The 316-nt window shown below is 67.1% G+C and carries 1 pseudogene; it reads left to right on the top strand.

Annotated features, from left to right (window positions below):
- A pseudogene (locus EOB80_RS34360) lies at positions 1-243 on the top strand (ABC transporter ATP-binding protein); the annotation flags it as partial.
- Between the last annotated feature and the right edge of the window lie 73 nt (positions 244-316).

Raw genomic sequence — 316 nt, 5'->3', positions numbered from 1 at the left:
CGCCGCGCTGCCTTCGAGCCGCTGGCCAAGGAGATCCGCGCCACCGAAGCGCTGATGGACCGCATTCGCAAGCGCATCGACGGCATTGAGGACGAACTGTCCAATCCGGCGGTCTACGAGAAGGATCCCTCGACGGCGACACGGCTGGCGAAGGAGCGCTCGCAACTGGCCCAGACGCTGGCCGGCCACGAGGAAAAGTGGCTGACCATGTCGGCAGAGTATGAGGAAGGCACGGCGGAGTGATTACCCTCCCCCTTGTGGGGAGGGTCGATCCGCGAAGCGGAGCGGGGTGGGGTCTGCGCCACACCCCACCCCC

The sequence above is a fragment of the Mesorhizobium sp. M7A.F.Ca.MR.245.00.0.0 genome (genome assembly GCF_003997415.1).
Taxonomy (GTDB): domain Bacteria; phylum Pseudomonadota; class Alphaproteobacteria; order Rhizobiales; family Rhizobiaceae; genus Mesorhizobium.
This window is presented reverse-complemented; position numbering and strand designations above follow the sequence as displayed.